Source organism: Paenibacillus sp. (genome assembly GCF_048976745.1).
Taxonomy (GTDB): Bacteria; Bacillota; Bacilli; order Paenibacillales; family Paenibacillaceae; genus Paenibacillus.
Genome location: NZ_JBHGUU010000006.1, coordinates 1,537,652 through 1,555,651, shown reverse-complemented (window position 1 = coordinate 1,555,651; position 18,000 = coordinate 1,537,652). Strand labels below are relative to the sequence as shown.

The 18,000-nt window shown below is 44.3% G+C and carries 16 protein-coding genes; 8 read left to right on the top strand and 8 right to left on the bottom strand.

The window, feature by feature from the left end:
• The first annotated feature begins 193 nt into the window (after positions 1 to 193).
• The 4 genes from licT to ACE3K2_RS13460 all read left to right on the top strand — a co-directional run bounded on the left by licT (position 194) and on the right by ACE3K2_RS13460 (position 5,651).
• Positions 194 to 1,036 (top strand): BglG family transcription antiterminator LicT, encoded by an 843-nt coding sequence (gene licT / locus ACE3K2_RS13475; RefSeq protein WP_421890714.1) that lies wholly within the window; start codon positions 194 to 196, stop codon positions 1,034 to 1,036.
• Positions 1,037 to 1,548: 512 nt separating this feature from the next.
• Positions 1,549 to 3,462 (top strand): beta-glucoside-specific PTS transporter subunit IIABC, encoded by a 1,914-nt coding sequence (locus ACE3K2_RS13470; RefSeq protein WP_421890712.1) that lies wholly within the window; start codon positions 1,549 to 1,551, stop codon positions 3,460 to 3,462.
• Positions 3,463 to 3,496: 34 nt separating this feature from the next.
• Positions 3,497 to 4,939: a 6-phospho-beta-glucosidase gene (locus tag ACE3K2_RS13465; RefSeq protein WP_421890709.1), complete on the top strand. Its 1,443-nt coding sequence runs from the start codon at positions 3,497 to 3,499 to the stop codon at positions 4,937 to 4,939.
• 313 nt (positions 4,940 to 5,252) lie between these two features.
• Positions 5,253 to 5,651, top strand: coding sequence for a RidA family protein (locus ACE3K2_RS13460; RefSeq protein ID WP_421890706.1), 399 nt, complete (start codon positions 5,253 to 5,255; stop codon positions 5,649 to 5,651).
• Positions 5,652 to 5,766: 115 nt separating this feature from the next.
• Here ACE3K2_RS13460 and ACE3K2_RS13455 read toward each other — a convergent pair whose 3' ends face one another.
• Entirely contained in the window at positions 5,767 to 6,927 is a 1,161-nt protein-coding gene (locus ACE3K2_RS13455; protein WP_421890703.1) for a S8 family peptidase, read from the bottom strand.
• Between the two features lie 211 nt (positions 6,928 to 7,138).
• On the opposite strand from ACE3K2_RS13455, the gene ACE3K2_RS13450 reads away from it, so the two are divergent.
• The 3 genes from ACE3K2_RS13450 to ACE3K2_RS13440 all read left to right on the top strand — a co-directional run bounded on the left by ACE3K2_RS13450 (position 7,139) and on the right by ACE3K2_RS13440 (position 9,567).
• Positions 7,139 to 7,672 (top strand): GNAT family N-acetyltransferase, encoded by a 534-nt coding sequence (locus tag ACE3K2_RS13450; RefSeq protein WP_421890700.1) that lies wholly within the window; start codon positions 7,139 to 7,141, stop codon positions 7,670 to 7,672.
• A 514-nt stretch (positions 7,673 to 8,186) separates the two neighbouring features.
• Positions 8,187 to 9,047, top strand: a complete 861-nt coding sequence (locus ACE3K2_RS13445; protein WP_421890698.1) for a Cof-type HAD-IIB family hydrolase — start codon at positions 8,187 to 8,189, stop codon at positions 9,045 to 9,047.
• A 337-nt stretch (positions 9,048 to 9,384) separates the two neighbouring features.
• Positions 9,385 to 9,567: a YjfB family protein gene (locus tag ACE3K2_RS13440; protein ID WP_421890695.1), complete on the top strand. Its 183-nt coding sequence runs from the start codon at positions 9,385 to 9,387 to the stop codon at positions 9,565 to 9,567.
• A 143-nt stretch (positions 9,568 to 9,710) separates the two neighbouring features.
• Here ACE3K2_RS13440 and ACE3K2_RS13435 read toward each other — a convergent pair whose 3' ends face one another.
• The 5 genes from ACE3K2_RS13435 to ACE3K2_RS13415 form a co-directional block, all read right to left on the bottom strand.
• On the bottom strand, positions 9,711 to 10,448 hold the full coding sequence (locus ACE3K2_RS13435) for an HAD family hydrolase (protein ID WP_421890692.1): 738 nt from the start codon (positions 10,446 to 10,448) through the stop codon (positions 9,711 to 9,713).
• Positions 10,449 to 10,519: 71 nt separating this feature from the next.
• Positions 10,520 to 11,569: a zinc-dependent alcohol dehydrogenase gene (locus ACE3K2_RS13430; RefSeq protein ID WP_421890689.1), complete on the bottom strand. Its 1,050-nt coding sequence runs from the start codon at positions 11,567 to 11,569 to the stop codon at positions 10,520 to 10,522.
• Between the two features lie 124 nt (positions 11,570 to 11,693).
• A complete protein-coding gene (locus tag ACE3K2_RS13425; protein WP_421890686.1) occupies positions 11,694 to 12,932 on the bottom strand; it encodes an aspartate aminotransferase family protein in 1,239 nt (412 codons plus the stop codon).
• A gap of 90 nt (positions 12,933 to 13,022) precedes the next feature.
• Complete coding sequence (locus tag ACE3K2_RS13420) at positions 13,023 to 14,231, bottom strand: MFS transporter (protein ID WP_421890682.1); 1,209 nt, start codon at positions 14,229 to 14,231, stop codon at positions 13,023 to 13,025.
• Positions 14,232 to 14,570: 339 nt separating this feature from the next.
• Positions 14,571 to 15,203, bottom strand: coding sequence for a hypothetical protein (locus ACE3K2_RS13415; protein WP_421890679.1), 633 nt, complete (start codon positions 15,201 to 15,203; stop codon positions 14,571 to 14,573).
• Positions 15,204 to 15,406: 203 nt separating this feature from the next.
• Here ACE3K2_RS13415 and ACE3K2_RS13410 point away from each other — a divergent pair, with 203 nt between their 5' ends.
• Positions 15,407 to 16,108, top strand: a complete 702-nt coding sequence (locus tag ACE3K2_RS13410) for a pseudouridine synthase (RefSeq protein ID WP_421890676.1) — start codon at positions 15,407 to 15,409, stop codon at positions 16,106 to 16,108.
• A gap of 75 nt (positions 16,109 to 16,183) precedes the next feature.
• Here ACE3K2_RS13410 and ACE3K2_RS13405 read toward each other — a convergent pair whose 3' ends face one another.
• Positions 16,184 to 17,113, bottom strand: coding sequence for a DMT family transporter (locus ACE3K2_RS13405; RefSeq protein ID WP_421890672.1), 930 nt, complete (start codon positions 17,111 to 17,113; stop codon positions 16,184 to 16,186).
• A complete protein-coding gene (locus tag ACE3K2_RS13400; protein ID WP_421890669.1) occupies positions 17,110 to 17,961 on the bottom strand; it encodes an AraC family ligand binding domain-containing protein in 852 nt (283 codons plus the stop codon). Before ACE3K2_RS13400 ends, ACE3K2_RS13405 begins: the two co-directional genes overlap by 4 nt.
• Positions 17,962 to 18,000 lie beyond the last annotated feature (39 nt).

The following is an 18,000-nucleotide window of genomic DNA, read 5'->3' as shown; positions in this document are numbered from 1 at the left end:
TCCTATGAGTATATTTACCTAGATCGAGAGTCATGCTAGTGTGATATTAACTTTTTGTTGCACTGTGTAGAATTTTGTAATAGTATGAGGGAAGCGCATACAACATATCGGGTTGTAACTGTTGAATCAGGCAAAGCCGTTTACCTTGAGAAAAGGGACTGGTTTGTCTTTTTCTGTATATTGGAGTGATAAAGTGAAAATCGAGAAGGTGCTGAACAATAATGCTGTAGTTGCAATGAATGACGAACAACGGGAAGTTATTATTATTGGCCGGGGAATTGCTTACCAAAAACGGGCGGGTGATATGGTTTCCGAGCAGCATATCGATAAGATATTTACTTTACAGAATGAAGATATTCAGGAAAACTTCAAGGCATTAATCTCAAGTATTCCGCTGGAATACATGAAAGTATCCGAGGAAATCATCGCGTACGCCAAATTAAAACTTGGCAAGAAATTAAATGAGAGCATTTACTTGCATCTCACAGATCATATTCACTTTGCCATTGAGCGGTATCACAAGAATCTGCCCATACGCAACGGGTTAATTTGGGAGACAAAACAGTTATACAAAGAGGAATATGAAGTCGGAATGGAAGCACTCAATATGATCTGTGATCAGTTTGGTGTGATCTTGCCCGAGGACGAAGCCGGTTTTATGGCACTTCACTTTGTCAATGCAGCTTTGAACGAGGAAATGCCCAACATCAAGAGTATGACGCAGGTCATGCAGGAAATCCTGACGATCATCAAGTATCATTTCAAGATTGATTTTGATGAGAACTCACTGACATTTTATCGCTTTGTCACGCATTTGAAGTTTTTCGCGCAACGTTTGGTGAAGGGAAAACATTACAAGAGCAACAACGATGATGAATTGTTCCTGATGATTCAGAAAAAGTATCCATCAGCACACAAATGCTCGGAGAAAATCAAGAAATTCATTGAAAGCAACTACACGTATCAACTCACTGACGAAGAATTGATGTACTTAACGATTCATATTGAGAGAGTTGTGAACGCAACTTCTGAATAATCCCATAGATCAGCTTGCAGGGTTGCAACCACAGGGCAAAACCTGAACGATTGAATGACAGAATATACCGTTAACCGGATGTTCCATACATTCAGATGTTCAGGTTTTTTTATTCTCTCCAATATGCTTTGAGCTCGTGTATATCCGACCTTCATTTTCGCTCACTCCAATGTATTTGTAAATTTAATAAAATAAGTGTTGCAAATGTAGTTCAGATGTACTATGATGAGTTCAAGAAGTAAGCGCATACATCAATCGGGTTGTAACTGTTCAATCAGGCAATTCCGACCATCCTCAGTTAGAGGATGTGGAATGCAACTTACTTTCGTAATCCAAATAATTAAATACCAATGTGTACAGCCTTACAGGGTTGCAACCGTTAAGGGCAAAACCTGAATTGCTGAATAACACGACTGATTTCCGGACGATCCGGTATGTTGTGTATGTTCAGTGGTTCAGGTTTTATTTGTTTCAAAAGGCTTGGGGAGTCTACTTAGAGAGGGAGAATTACAATGAGCAACTACGATCAATTAGCTAAGGACATTCTGTCACGTGTAGGTGGTCGCGAGAATGTAAACAGTGTGTTCCATTGCGTAACAAGACTGCGGTTTAAACTGAAAGATGAAAGCGTAGCCAAAACAGAAGAGCTTAAAAATCTGCCAGGTGTTATTACCGTCATGCAAAGTGGTGGACAGTATCAAGTCGTTATCGGCAACGAAGTGCCGGATGTATATAAAGCAGTTGTAAAAGCGGGCAATTTCCCAACCGAAGGTCAGTTTGAGGAGGAAGCAGACAACTCAGGCAAGAAAGTTGGATTGTTCAGTCGATTCATCGACATGATCTCCGGTGTGTTCACACCATTACTCGGTTTGCTGGCTGCAACAGGGATGATCAAAGGTTTTAATGAGATGTTTGTAGCCTTTGGATGGTTAACTCAGGATTCCGGAACGTATCAATTATTGAAAGCAACGGGGGACTGTCTGTTCTACTTCTTCCCAATCTTCCTGGGTTACACTGCAATCAAGAAGTTTGGCGGTTCACCATTCCTGGGTATGGCGATAGGTGCATCTCTTGTTTATCCGACATTGGGCGGTCTTAAGGCAGGAGATCCACTGTACACCTTGTTTACAGGTACATTGTTTGAATCACCTATCCACATTACGTTCTTGGGTATGCCGGTTATCTTGATGGACTACGCTTCATCGGTTATCCCAATCATTATAGCGACATTTGTAGCTGTAAAATTAGAAAGATTCTTCAAGAACGTTATTCCGAAAGTGGTAAGCACATTCCTTGTTCCCTTTTTCACCTTGCTTGTAATTGTTCCAGCGACTTTTTTGGTCATTGGTCCAATCTCCACATGGGCAGGACAACTGATTGGCGCGGGAGCTACTAATATTTATGAATTAAGTCCTATTGCTACAGGATTGATTATCGGTGGACTATGGCAAGTGTTTGTATTATTCGGACTTCACTGGGGACTGGTTCCGGTTGCATTATTGAATCTTAGTACGTCAGGCGCTGATCCGGTTATCGCAATGTCATTTGCTGCTTCTTTTGCTCAAATCGGTGCTGTACTTGCCGTGTTATTCAAAACAAAAAATACGAAAATAAAAACACTCAGTGTACCAGCATTTATCTCCGGTATATTTGGAGTAACAGAGCCTGCGATTTATGGTGTTACGCTTCCATTGAAAAAACCGTTTATTATGAGTTGTATTGCTGGGGGGATCGGAGGCGGTATTCTCGGTTATGCAGGTTCGAAGATATACATGATTGGCGGACTTGGCGTATTCGGTTATCCCACTTTTATTAATAAAGAAACAGGATTAGACTTCGCGTTCTACATGGCTATAGTTGCTTCATTGATTGCATTCGTTCTTGGTTTCGTATTGACGTATGTGGTTGGATTCAAAGATCCAGTGGAAAAAGTGGCTACTCCAGCACCTGTACTTGATCCAAATCCGAACAGCAGATATGAAATTGTAAGTCCAATGGCTGGTGAAGTTGTTGCACTGAACGAAATTAATGACATAACGTTTGCAGGAGAGCACATGGGTAAAGGGATTGCAATTCGTCCAACCAGTGGCAGAGTGGTATCTCCGATCACAGGTGTCGTTCAAACCGTATATCGTACCAAACATGCTATTGGTCTTGTAAGCGATGATGGTGTAGAGATGCTGATCCATATCGGACAGGATACAGTCAAGCTGAAAGGCGAACATTTTACAACCCATGTGAAAGATGGAGACCGTGTTAACGCAGGTGACCTGATTGTTGAGTTTGATCTGCAAGCGATTAAGGACGCAGGATATGAGACGGTAACACCGATCATTGTTACGAACACTTCAAATTATCTGGACATTGTGGGAACGAAAGAGGCATCTGTTCATGAGAAAGATAAATTGATCACGGTATTAAGCTAATTGAAATTACAGATGGTTTAGGAGGAACGCCTCAATGAATGAAAAATTTACAGCCTTCCCGGAGAATTTTCTCTGGGGAGGAGCAACCGCAGCGAATCAGTTGGAAGGTGCCTATCTGGAAGGTGGCAAAGGGTTAACTACTGTAGATCTGATTCCGATTGGTGCCAATCGATGGAATATTGCTCTGGGTAATCTGGATTCGTATGAGCCAAAAGCAGGGGAATTCTATCCTTCACATGAAGCCATTGACTTCTATCATCGATATAAGGAAGATATTGCTTTATTTGCAGAAATGGGATTTAAGTGTCTCAGGCTTTCCATCGCCTGGGCACGGATTTTCCCTAATGGTGATGAAACGGAGCCAAACGAAGCAGGCTTGCAATTTTATGACGATGTCTTTGATGAGTTATTAAAATACAACATTGAACCTGTGGTAACGATCTGCCATTTCGATGTACCTGTGCATCTTGTTGAGAACTACGGCGGTTGGAAGAATCGCAAGATGATTGGTTTCTTTGAGAAATATGCGACGACGTTATTCAATCGTTACAAGGATAAAGTGAAGTACTGGATGACGTTTAATGAGATCAATATGCTGTTACATCTCCCTTACATTGGGGCGGGTATTGTTCTACAGGAGGGTGAAGACAAAGATCGGGTCCTGTATCAGGCAGCGCATCATGAATTGGTAGCCAGTGCACTTGCAGTTAAGGCTTGTCATGAGATTATTCCGGATGCACAGATCGGCTGTATGCTAGCCGCAGGAATGGTCTATCCATATAGCTCTAACCCGGATGACGTATGGAAGGCTATGGAGAAAGATCGTGAGTCGTTCTTCTTCATCGACGTGCAGTCGAAGGGAGCTTATCCAGGTTATACGAAGAGATTTTTCAGGGAAAATGACATTCGGATTGAGATGCAACCGGAAGATGCAGAGACTTTGATGCAGAATACGGTCGATTATATCGGTTTTAGCTATTATGCAAGCCGTTGTACAAGTACGGACCCTGAAATTTTGAAAGATTCGACTGAAGGTAATGTATTTGGCTCAGTGAAGAACCCGTATCTGAAAGCATCCGAGTGGGGATGGACGATTGATCCAAAGGGGCTTCGAATTACGTGTAATCAGCTGTATGACCGCTATGGCAAACCTTTGTTTATCGTAGAAAATGGACTTGGGGCAACCGATGTGTTGTTAGACAATGACGCCGTTGAAGATGACTATCGCATCGAATATTTGAATAGTCATTTTGCCGAGATGGCTGAAGCGATTCAAGACGGTGTAGAGCTCATAGGTTATACAAGCTGGGGACCGATTGACCTGGTCAGTGCGGGTACCGGAGAGATGAAGAAACGTTATGGCTACATCTATGTAGACAGAAATAATGATGGTACGGGCACACTTCGCAGAGTGAAAAAGAAAAGTTTTCACTGGTACAAAGATGTTATCGCGAATAATGGTGCACAGTATTTCTGATACAAGGTGTTCTGCGTTGTAGAATAGATAAAGGGCAGTCTCGTTATTACGAGATTGCTCTTTGTTTATGAGGGGATGAAGTTGACCCATAATGTGGGTTTTGGATATAATAAAAATCAAGATAATCTTGTCACTTAAGAAGGGAGGAGCATCCACTCATGAAGAAAAAATCACTTGCGTTTATATCTTCGGGATATGGATACTCCACTGCTGTCTTTTTCTAGAATCTATTCCAAGGGTGAAGTCTGCCCAAAATCGGAAGAAAACTAGGAAATAACGCAGAAAAATCTTAGGAAATGACGAGGTATTACAAATGAATATGGACAAAATTACTAGAAAAAATCCAACAAATATGCCGGCTCCTGTAGGTCAGTACACGCATATTACAAGAATCCCGAGGAATGCAGAGTTATTTGTGACTTCGGGTCAAATTGGAGCAGATCGCAGTGGACTCTTTCCAGAAAGTCTGAATGAGCAAGTTACCAATACATTTAATAATATTAAAACAGTGCTCGAATCGGAGCATTTAGATGCTGAACATATTATCAAAGTGAACGTCTGGGCAACCGAGAAAATCGATTGGGATTTCTTATATGCCGAGTGGGGACAACTATTCGGTACGGAGTATCCTGCAATGACGATTGGATATATTACGGAGTTAGGTCTACCAGAGATTAAAATTGAAATAGAGCTTTGGGCGGCAAAAGTTTAACAAGGAATACGTTTTAACGAACGAAGGAGCATCTCACATACAGATGCCCCTTCGTTTTTTATTCTTAACATAGTAAGGATATGACATTGAACAATTATGATCGATAGTAGGTGTATTATGGGACCTGCAAGCTCTGATAGGCATTCAGTCGACCATACGTCCAATAGATCCCGGAGCCGGATACCGGATCAGAAGCAAAACAAAGCGCATCCCGAATCTGGGCATTGGTTTTCCCACGTGCAGCAAGAAGTGCAGCCACTCCAGCCACATGAGGAGCAGCCATGGAGGTTCCGCTAAGATAAGCATAGGAACCACCCAGGTATGTGGATAGAATGGTATCACCCGGGGCAGCCATATCCACCCAGGAACCATAGTTGGAGAAATTGGATTTGAGATCGGAGGGGTTGGTTGAAGCGACAGCAATGACGTTGGGATACGATGCGGGTACAATCGGAAATGAAGTGTTGTCGTTACCGGCTGCGGCAATAATCACGGCTCCCCGATCCCAAGCATACTGTACGGCAGCTTGAAGGAAAGCATCTCCCATCGGACCACCGAGGCTCAGGTTAACAACCTGTACACCGTTATTGGCAGCGTAAACAAGCCCGTTACCGACATTCCCTACCGTTCCCTGCCCGTTGTTATCCAGTACCCGGAGCGGAACGATGGATGCGAGTGGTGCAACACCTGCGATACCCACACCATTGTTGGTAACGGAGGCAGCGATCCCGGCTACATGGGTGCCGTGGCCGTTCCCATCCTCAGGGATGTTATCATAATCCACATAATCATAACCGGGGAGAAGCTTGGAAGCCAATTCAGGGTGGTTTAGCTGTACACCGGTATCGATGATGGCGATTTTGACCGAGCTGTTACTTTGCGTAATGTCCCATGCGGCGGGTGTATTAATTTTTGACAGGTTATACTGGTAAGGAAAGAACGGATCATTAGGGATGAAGGATGCCTCAACAAGGTAATTCGGCTCAGCATGTTCAATCAGCTCATGATCTTTGTAATGTTTAAGGATCCGGTGCATTTTTTTGCGGGATTCCACACGGTACCATCCTAAATCTTCATAAGTCTCAGCGACCTTACATCTCCCTTTTTTGTGAAGGGTGTGCATCTCATCCTCCGTTGTACCTTTCTTGAATTTGACTAAGAGCTGCTTGGGAGCATGAGGGTGAAACTTGCTCTCGGCACGTTGGTCCAGATAACGATACACGAACACGATGATTGTTAGCAAAATGAAACCAAAAACACCTAACCATAACCACATGAGTGTTTCTCCCTCCAATATGGAATTGTGACACGCCTTATCGTATGCGAACTCTATCAGACTGCGAGGGCACTTATTCAATTTGGTTAGTAGTGTAGATAGATTGATAGGACGGGATAAATTCGGTAAGATGAGAGGAAGAGGGCCGCTCTGGCAGGAATATGATTCAAGGAAGGGCCAGTAAGAGCTCCTATTACAGAGGATAAGGAATGTGGATGTATTGACACAACTTCAGAATATACTGACAGTAACACCAGTTCAGGTACACCAGATTGATGATGCTATTGATTTTGCCATGCGTGTACGCAGAGAAGTGTTCCCGATGCTGGATCATACGAGATTACCTCTCGACTTCGAGCAGTTCAGAGAACATTATCTGGATTCCGATGGTTCGATCTTTCTCGTTGCAATGATGGGGGATGCTGGCATCGTCGGATCTATTGGGATATTACCATATGATGGACGTATTGAAGCCGTTGACGGTCGATATGTTGCCGAGTCTGCAGCCGAAATTGTGAAATGTTATGTAGATCCTGCGTATCGCAGATACGGCATCGGTTCGATGCTGGTAAAAGAACTGGAGAATGTGGTGAAGGACATGCACTATACGACACTGTATCTGCATACACATCGCTTTTTGCCAGGAGCCGTAGACTTCTGGAAACGCCAAGGGTTTACGGTTATTACTGAGCAGGATGATGACGATTGGCAAACGGTACATATGGACAAGTTGGCATGTAAGTGACCATTGGAATGTATTGAAGGAAAATAACATTTTGATAGTAACGGGGGAGATCCATCCATGTATTCAAGTCTGATTGAGAAACTGGAGCATACGGAGGCTATACGCTGGTTCCCGAATCATTAAGTACAAGAAAGCTGGATTGTAGAAGTGGAACAGAAATTCTGACGATTACGTCTTCAGAACACCGAGAGTATACAGATGTTGACATTTTATATAGATACCGACTTGCCGATGAAGACGCCAAGAAGGAAGGGAAACTGGAGCTGTTTGTACCGGACGAGGATGAATATTATTACTTTGATACGCAGACGGCTGATCACCTTGGAGAGTATAAAGTGATGCGTTTGGATTACTTTAATGGGGAACCTGAAGTATACGCGGATTCTTTTGCTGGATTTTTGGAAAAGTTGATCGATCAGCGAACAGCATGGAATAGGTAATTTGGTATAAGGAAAATGCCTCTCGGCACTCGCTCGGTTAGACATAGACAACATACATAATGGGGGCTAGGCAAATGCAAGATATGAAGCAGAAAATTGTTTTTATTGATATTGACGGTACCTTGGTAGATGATGACGGAAATATTCCGTTGTCAGCACAGAAGGCATGTAAACAGGCCAGAGAGAATGGGCATCTGCTCTATTTATGTACGGGTCGCTCCAAGGCGGAGATTTATGATTCGATCTGGGATGTCGGATTTGACGGTCTGATCGGTGCAGGTGGGGGCTATGTGGAGTTTGGTAAGGACGTGCTATATCACAAAAGGGTCACAGCGGAAGATGTTCGACATATGGTCGATTTCTTCAATGAACATGGCATTGACTTCTACCTTGAATCCAATTCGGCATTGTATGCGAGTAGCAATCTTCAACCTCACCTGGAACGCCGCATTTATGGTGATGTGGAGAATGATCCGGTAGCCCGAGAGAAGAAGGAGTTGAAACCGCATCCGTTTATTGCCGGATTGACGTATGGAGAGGCAGACCTGTACAAGGATGACGTGAACAAAGTATGTTTCTTGGAGAGCTCGGTGATCCCGTTTGAACAAATCAAGCAGGAGTTCGAAGGCAAATTCGAAGTCATTCAGTGCACGGTGCCGATCTTTGGTGAAGGAAGTGGTGAGCTGATGATCCCTGGCATTCACAAAGCGATTGCAATCTTCGATCTGCTGAAGCATCTGGGCATGTCCCAGGAGGATACATTCGCCATCGGGGATGGCATGAATGATGCCGAGATGCTGGAGTTTTGTAATGTCGGCATTGCGATGGGCAATGCAAAGCCAGGTCTGAAAGCTATTGCCGACGATATTACGGGAACCGTTAAGGAAGATGGATTGTATCATAGTTTTGTGAAGTATGGATTGATTGAGGGGTAAGTAAACTTATATATGAGTGTATAAAGTGAAATGAATCAGGCAACTCCCGGATGGGCAGTTGCCTGTTTGGCATTTGTTTATTTCATAATCCCGGACAGGACCCAATAGATAAATATACCGAAAGTTCCAAGACAGTCACCACATAGTAGCGTGAATAGGACAACAAACTTTTTTTCCATTCATGATCATCTCTCTCACATGAGTTTAACAGATCAACTAGAACCGATGAAGTCTGCTTACATATAAGTAGATTTGTGTATTTCTTCAACAATTGAACCTTACTGACCGATATATAATAAGTACGCCCATAAGTAAGATAGAGAAAGGAGTACAGAGCATGGATATTGCAGCATTATCAATGGCGATGAGCCAGGCTTCAGTAATGCAGTCGGCAAGCTTGAAAGTGATGTCTATGTCGAAAGACATGGCACAGCAGCAGGGTCAGCAAATGACGGAAATGTTAAAGTCACTTCCGGCTCCTCATCCGAATCTGGGTGGAAGTCTCGATCTTTCGGTTTAGTTGATATTACAACATGTGTTCTAATGTAACACCCATTGCAGCAAGCAAAGCCGGACCCGCTCCAATTCGAAAGAATTGAAGCGGGTCCGGCTGTTTTTTTCTATATACTCATTAAGAAATTACGATCTGATCAGGCGACCTTCTCAGCGTAGCTTGGCTAGGCTTGGCGATCTGCCTTCAAAAGGCATTTTATCCTTCAAGGTCCATAACTCATCGTAACTGGAAATCTGAAGATCGGCTTTGGACAAGTCCTGATTGCCTGAACCCGGATTGTTATAGCCGATGCAGCGCATGCCTGCACTTTTGGCCGCCTGAACACCATTGCGAGAGTCCTCGATCACCAGACAATTCGACGGGGATGCACCAATCATTTCAGCTGTGGTCAGGAAAATATCTGGTGCAGGCTTGCCATGTTCGACTTCCTCTCCGGTCATTCGTACCTCAAAGTATTGCCCAAGTCCGGTCTTGTCCATGATCAAATCAATCAGTGCACGTGGAGAGGAAGAAGCAACGGCTATGGGAATGTGTTGCTCATGCAGCCAGCTTAACCAGCGTTCCACGGAAGGCATTGCCTTCAAGTTTGAATGAGCCAGCATGGTTTGCATCACATTATGCTGATGATATGCCAATACTTCTTCCAGCGTAGCCGTCAGTTGATGTTTGTCCAAAACGTGCTGCCACATGGACTCCAGTGTAACTCCAACATAAGTGTGGTGTTCTTCATCCGTCATCACTGCACCAAAATGGGCAAAGGAGCTGCGCTCAATCTCGAAATATATCGGTTCGCTGTCAATCAGTACACCATCCATATCAAAAATAACTGCTTGAATGATGTTATCATCGGCTGCACCCAGTCCGCCAAATTCTTGGTTTGCTACCATGTTGTATTCCTCCTCCAGGATTGTGTAAGTATATATATCTAATCTAATCCATTCATGGATGGCTTTCCACTTTAGAAACGGGAACCACTGGATTGCAGTACAACTTTGATTGCATGTGAAGAGGCTTGAAGTGTGCGCCCCTGGATATCGCAGCCAAGTGTGCGGAATGCTTCTTCGTAATCCTCTAACGGGAAGGAGTGGGTAATGATTTTTTTAGCCGGAATGATCTCTTGCTCAATCATATAATGTGCTGTTGCGAATGTGCCCAGAGAATCGATGGAGCCAATAATTTTCAGACTACGATCCACGACTTCTTTTGGATTAAAGGACGTATTTCCATCTCTTAGACCTACCAGCATCAGATAACCGCCACTGGCGAGCTGGGAGAGTACTTGTGTACCTACGACACCTGTAGTATCCACAATCATATCAACCTGATGGGTTGCAGGTGACAGCGATTCTATTGCATTTTCGAAGGATGAATGAACCTGCCAGCGATCGGGTGCAATGGAGTCGGCAATCGCCAAGCGTTCCTCCGAGATGTCGACCAGACAGCCAGTAACCCCTTTGGAAGCGAGCGCGTAACTGTACAGAATGCCAATCGGACCTGCACCGAGGATGATCGTTCTGAAATTCGGCAGGAGTTGGATCTGATTAATTCCCGTCAGCATACAACTGAGCGGTTCCGTCAACGTCGCTTCCTCATAGCTCACATGATCCTTTAATTTGTACAAAAAGCGATCTTCGGTCACATAATAATCTGTAAATGTCCCGTCAGCACTTACACCCGTCTCCGTAACCGATTTATGTGTGCAATGATTTTGTCTGCCTGTTCTGCACATGTCACATTGTCCACAATAGTAGGTAGGATCGATCACAACACGGTCACCCGGTTGTAATGTCGATACCGCAGAGCCAACATCAATGACTTCCCCTGCGGACTCATGACCGAGAATGACAGAAGGGACCGCATGATATTTGCCGCTGACAATACCGAGATCGGTACCGCACACACCTGTCGCCCGAATCCGAACCAACACCTGATTATCTCTTGTGATTTCCGGGACAGGACGTTCTTCAAGCGCGACATCCCAGGCTGATTTGTATACCAATGCAAGCATGATATAACCTCCTTATAATTATTTTCCCTTGGGAAAGGAAAATCAAGAAAATCCGTGGATAACAGCGATCATAAGAACGATTCGTAACCGAAACGACCACTTCGAACAGTTGCATTGAAATGTTTTAATTAACGCTGGCAAGCACCGAATCAAGCCGCTCCACAATCTCTACCAGTTCGTCTTCGGTTGTGGTAAGGGAAGGCCGGACCTTAACCACGTTACCGAAGCCATATCTTGAACTTCTCAGGATCAGATGCTCATCTGTAAAAGCACGGTCAACAATGGCATTGGTTTTTAGTGTATCCGGTTCATTACCGTCACCTATGATCTCCAAGCCCCACATTAACCCGACGCCACGAGCTTCCCCGATACTTGGGTATTTCACAGCCAATTCATGCAGCAATTCACCCAGAATTTCACCTTTGCGTTTCACGGCATCCAGAAATCCGGGTTCGGATACCACCTCCAGGGTGGATTTGGCAGCGGTTACGGAGATCAGATTGCTTCCAGAGGTGAAGGAGTGTTCGTGCTTTTCGAGCACATCCAATCGGGATTGCATTAATACTGCAGCCACAGGTACGCCGATTCCGCCAAGACCTTTTGCAAGGGTAATCATGTCAGGCTGGATATCAAACAGTTCGCTGGCAAACATGGTTCCCGTACGACCAATGCCGGTCTGAACTTCGTCGGCAATGAGAAGCATGTTGTACTCATCACACAGTTTACGCAGTCGTTTGAAATATCCAGCAGGAGGAATAATATTGCCGCCATTCCCAAGAATGGGTTCGATGATCATGCAGGCGACTGAGCCGGAACTTGCATATTCTATTGCATCAGAGATAGCTTCAACGCATTGATAGCCGCAGTCTCCGTTTGAGGATTTGAATGGGCAGCGATAACAGTATGGGGCAGGTACATGAACAGCGTTAGGTACAGCTGAATTAGGGAACCGTTTCCGTCTAAAGGCATTCCCTGAAATCCCGGTGGCAAATTGGGTCTGCCCATGATGGGATAGATACAGGCTGATGATGTCTGTCGATTTAGTATACTTCTGTGCAATTTTGGTCGCACATTCGTTTGCAGTTGAACCGGTAATATCCCGCATCCATCCGGCATTAATGTCGTTTGGAGCATATTCGATTAAGTGATCAAGTACTTCATTTACGTATGGTTCAGTGAAGGAGGAAGACATATGCGTCAGATTGCCGACTTGTTCCTGAATTTTGCTGACTACATGTGGGTGATTATAGCCCAGTGACAGATTAAACGTACCTGACACGCCATCGAGGTATTCAACACCTGAATCGTCAATCAACTTAATCCCTTTTCCGGCTACGAAGCGGTTGTTGGTCAAAGTTTGCATACGATTTCCTCCAATATTATGGTGTACTAACTCGAACGAAGCTCAACAATTCCGGATGATGCGGGCATCACCTCCCTTAAGGAATAAAGTTTACATTTGCTTACTATGTTGTGTGAGAGCAGCACGTACTGCATTATTTTTTACCGTCCATAGATGAGAGACCATCAATGTGAGAAGCAGGATCAGACAGAATCCGGCCAAAATCCAGATGGTATTCACAACAGGCAAGGTACTCATACTCCATCCAGTCACATACTGCAAGACGGCACCTCCAATACCACCCGATGCGATGAGGATACTGGTTGTGCGTTCGGTCATGCCGGGAATCAGAACATTTGCATAGACGAGTGCGATACAGAACAGCCCTGACATGAACAAACCGGTTCCGAAGATCAGCACGTACGTTGCCCACTGACCCGTTACAAATACCATAGCAACTGCGAACATAAGCGTGCCGATCGTACTCCAGATCAGGAAAGGCATGTAATTGACCGCTTCCGCTATTTTTCCTGAGAAAAGACGGCCGATAATCATCGCGATCCACAGGATGGAGACACTCAGTGATGCGACAGATTCCTGAAGCTGCAATCGTTCTACGAGAATGGAGGGCAGGAAGTTCATCAGTCCCAGTTCAAGTCCCATGTAGATGAAAAAGAAGATGACAAAAATCATTAGTAGCCCCAACTGTTTTCTCGAATATCTAGTTTTACCAGCTGCATGTGCCACTGTATTCTCGCCAGCCTGTTCCAGATATCGTGCGGCTGGACGGGGCATGGTGATCCACAGGAGCATGAGAACCAGTGACAACCCGGATACGACATAGAAAGTAAGATGCCATAGATCCATCCAGATAAATAAAGCAGCGACAGCCGGGATAAGAAGTGCTCCAAGTGCAAAGAAAACATCCAGCTTGGACATGGCGACTGCCTTCTGATTCTCAGTGAATTCAATCGTGAATGCTCCAACGGAAGGCTCAATAATGCCTGAGCCAAAGCCTATGAGAATGGTAAGCAGAAGAACGCTGGTCCAAGACGGCAAAAATCCGAGAACAGCATAAGCAGCCACAATACAGATCAAGGCAAGGGTCAGCATGGTTTTTCTTCCGATACGGGCTGTCAGGGCAGGAGCTACAAGTACACCGACAAGAAATCCGAGAAACTGCAGAAATAACAAAAATCCGCCATCACTGTAACCGCGCTCATAATATGACAACAAAACAGGGAGAAGGGCACCGAGCACAACGCTGGTTATGCCGATTAACAGATAAAAACCGCAGCTTAGAGCGAATATTCTTTTCAAAAGTCTGCCTCCTAGTTGGATAAAAATTTTATATTATGTAATTAATGTTTATTTCATATATAACTTAAACCATAATTGCCCAAATGTACATGCTTTTTATTGTAAAATAATGTTAAGTTTTGAAGACTGAAAATATTCCTCGTCGTATATATTTTTCTAAAACGATTTCGTGTAGAAGGTTAAATCCGATCCAATTCATATGACTCTGACAGTGTTGTCACTGGTAAGGATCAAGGATTGTAAACCGTACATATATAAAAAAAACGTTTACTGTCTGAGTAGACAGGAAACGTTCTGATTAGCCGTTCTTTATGATGAATCTGCCCTTAGGTATCACGATTAAGCAGTCTGCACAAAGAAAATTCCATCGAATGGTGCGTGAGCTGACGCTGGACCCCTTCGCAAAAATAAATAACCATTTGCATCAGAAAGACCCAATATATCCCGATATGGATCAGGAAAATCCCCGGAATATATCTGACACACCAGTTGATATTCCTCTAGCAGATGGTCAATTCCTTTCACACTGTTCGGTAAAGTGGGAGAAAAGAATGAAAATGCAGGAAACTCCTGATCGTGAAGCTCCATTTCAATCAAACGTACGCCGCTTAATGGAATGGGTGGAACGGGACATACGGAAGTTAGTGGATTCGAAGATACCGAGACATAAGTGCATCCGGCGAGAATATTCTCGTTCCATTCCAGCTCATCCCCCGTATAGGTTACCTGATCCAGAAAGTATTCGGAAGCGGAGTAGGTCGAGAAGACCGAGATATATTTATCTTCTGGTAAAGAAGGGATATGGACCTGCTGTGAAAGTGTGTTGCAATGGATGGAGAACAGATGCAATAAAGGTTGCCCATCAGGGTTGAGCGGCCAGTCTGCAACATATGCCATCTCTCCACCAATCCACATGCCAGAGTCTTGGTGTGGATCATCGGGGTCAACTGTAAATCGAGTAACGTTGTACATGTGAAACTCCCTTCAGTGTGTATAGTAGCTTTCCTATGTACTGCTCTATGTGCTGTCATATAACCATTCATTGCTTCATTTCAGTATAAATGAGATGATGTGGAATAAGAATCAGTACAAGGTACTAACTCTTGCGTGAAGTTAATGAACGAATCATTAATCAATGAACCAGCTGAACTATTACAGATGAGAAGCGGTGACACATGTTAATTAACAAATACATAAGTGAAACGGGATTCTGCTCCCGCAGGGAAACGAACCGATTAATAGCAGCCGGACGCATAACGATCAATGGCAGGGTTTGTGAAAAAGGAGCCGAAGTTGAACCTCATGATGTGGTCCTTATTGATGGCAATGAGATTCCTCGTAATGACAGCGAACCTGTCTATATTGCTCTAAATAAACCCATCGGTATTGTCAGCACATCAGCAGCACATGTGGAAGGGAATATCATTCAATATATGAATTATCCTTCTCGCATATTTGCGATAGGTAGGCTGGATAAGGCATCGGAAGGGTTGATTTTGCTTACGAATGATGGTGGCATTGTGAACAAAATGATGCGTTCAGAGCATAATCATGATAAAGAGTATGTAGTGACTGTAGATAAACCCGTAACCGCTGAATTTGTAAAGTCCATGTCCGAAGGTGTTGAGATTCTGAACGTGGTGACCAAGCCCTGCGAAGTGCATAGGCAGAGTGAACATGTATTTCGGATTATTTTGACACAGGGGCTTAACCTGCAGATCCGCAGAATGTGCAAAGCCTTGGGGTACCGCGTATTGAAGCTGGAGCGTATCCGAATTATGAATATTACGTTGAATCAACTGGAGCGGGGGCAATGGCGTCATCTGGAGCAAGAGGAACTGGAGATTCTGCTGTCTCAATTGAATGAGATAAAATGAATGACTTCTGCTCATGTCAACGGTGGTCAACCACGATTTCCAGTTATATAGTAAAAAAATGAAATGAAGCAAACACTAAGCCCTCCGCGGATTAGTGTTTTTGTTGTTAAGCGTGTGTACTTTGCGCTCTGAAATGTAGGAGCCGAATAATGTTAAGAACGCACCAATTACAATCACCCAGGTGATCTGTTCCCGAAGAATGAGTGCAGATGACACGACAGTAATGACAGGCACCAGATAGATATATACACTCGTTTGCATAGCTCCGAGAAGATTTACAGCCCGGTTCCAGGTCACGAAACACAGCGCGGAGGCACCCAGACCGAGGTAAAGAAAATTAGAAAGATTGGTCATACTTGTGAAGCGCCCGAGTTCCCAATGGAATTCGAATAGAAAAAGAGCTGGCAGCATGAAGATCAGGCCATAGAAAAATACTTTGCGAGTCGCACCAATAGTGTGATAGCGAAGCTGGCCAATTTTACGCATTAATACGGAATAAATCGCCCATACCGCAGGTGCTATAAAAGCAAGCAGATCACCTGCCGGATTCAGTTGCAGCACAAAACTGCCATTCAGTGCGATGAGTAGGATGCCGCTCAATGCAACTCCAAATCCGATAAGAAAGCGGCGTGTTAACTTCTCACCATCCAGGAAGAAGTGTGCGAGTACGGCAGTGAAGAACGGGGCAATGGAGACAATAACACCCACGTTGGAAGCGGTTGTGTACAGCAACGCAATATTTTCAATGAGAAAATATAGAGTCACTCCACATATTCCTGCTCCGATAAACAAGCATTCTTCTCTGAATGAGGCGGTCCGCAGTGAACGCGGATAGATCAGCAAGAGGACCAAATACCCGATCAGGAAGCGAAAGAACAAAATTTCCACTGGGGTAAAGTCAATCAGCAGCACCTTCGTTGAGACAAAAGTGGTGCCCCAGATCACTATGGTAAACAAAGCGAGTAAATGTCCGGTAGAGGCCTTGGTGTTATGATGACTCGTCATACGATGTGATCGGTGGTTCGTTTCGGCTCGGTATCATGATTGAAGATACGTCTGTATTGCTTGGGCGTCAGGCCAATCAGTTTTTTGAAAAAATTCGTGAAGTGGCTCTGGTCGCTAAATCCTGTCTGTGCGGCTACTTCAATCGGAAGCTGACCCTGTTCTAAGAAGCGTTTGGCCTGATTAATACGAATGGTCTCCAGGTAGCGGTATGGTGATATGCCTTTCTGGCGAGTGAACAAGCGCAGCAGGTGATATTTGCTCATCTCCGTCAAGTCGGCTAACTCATTTAATGAGATGCTCTCCATGTAATGAGATTCGATGTACTCGCATATGCGTCTGATCTCCATAGTAACATCCTGAGTGGAAACAGGCGGTTCAGCATCCGAATAATCTCGCATCAACTGATCCAGCAGCAAGAGTAACAATTCTTCTTTACAGAAATCCGATTGCTCCTCCAGAATCGTCTGATGCAGCTCATGCAGGGAACCCACAAGTTCACTTTGGTAGAGAACGGGGGATGTAAACCGTGGCAAGTAAGCTTGTCCGGTAATCTCTCTCGCGTACTCTCGCATAACCTCAGGCTGGACGTTGATACAGCGATAATCGAGGGTTCTGCCATCAACCTGTTCGCAGGCATGAGGATCATGTGGATTAAAGACAATCATGTCTCCGCTATTCAAAATGTATTCTTCATTGTTGCAGACGAGGTGACGCTTGCCTTGCTCAATAAATCCAATGACGTAATAGTCATGAAAGTGATTGGGAAACTTCTGCATAATGCCTTCAAACTGATAAGCTTCTAGCTGTAAGTCGGTATCAAATACCACAGTCCGGACTTCCCGAGTCATGATGCACCTTCTTTCTGGTATGTTAATGTCATTATAGGT